Genomic DNA, 580 nt, shown 5'->3' with positions numbered 1-580 from the left:
AGTCCAGCATCGGTACCCGTTAGGCTGTACACCAAGGTATTGTTCGTCGCCGTACCATCGGCATCCGTACCTGTGGCGGTGTAAATGACCGCACTAGTGTCGGCGTTCTCATCCACACTGCCTGTCGCACCGGACGTAATTACTGGCGTGTTGTCGTTCAAGTCGTTGACGCTGACCGTCACGGCTTGACTCACATTGAGACTGCCGGAGTTAAAGTTGCCCGCGCCATTATCCGTTGCCACAACATTGAAGCTGTAGCTGTCTTTGATTTCGTAATCCGCTGAGGCTTTTAGTGTGACCACGCCAGTGGTCGCATCGATGATTAACTTATCCGCATCGTCGCCAGACAAACTGTACACCAAAGTACTGTTCGCGGCTGTGCCGTCAGCGTCGGTACCTGTGGCGGTATAGATGACCGTTGATATATCTGCGTTTTCATCGACATTGCCCGTCGCACCGGAGGTGATCACTGGTGTGTTGTCGTTCAAATCGTTGACGCTGACCGTCACGGCTTGACTCACATTGAGACTGCCGGAGTTGTAGTTGCCCGCGCCATTATCCGTTGCCACCACATTGAAGC

1 protein-coding gene is annotated in these 580 nt (G+C 53.4%); it reads right to left on the bottom strand.

What is annotated here, in order from left to right; all coding sequences use genetic code 11:
* Positions 1-580: cadherin repeat domain-containing protein (locus tag AC2A4J_RS20325; protein ID WP_484177293.1), on the bottom strand; the 580-nt coding region annotated here is incomplete at both ends.

Source organism: Marinomonas sp. ATLA20 (assembly GCF_057180105.1).
This window is presented reverse-complemented; position numbering and strand designations above follow the sequence as displayed.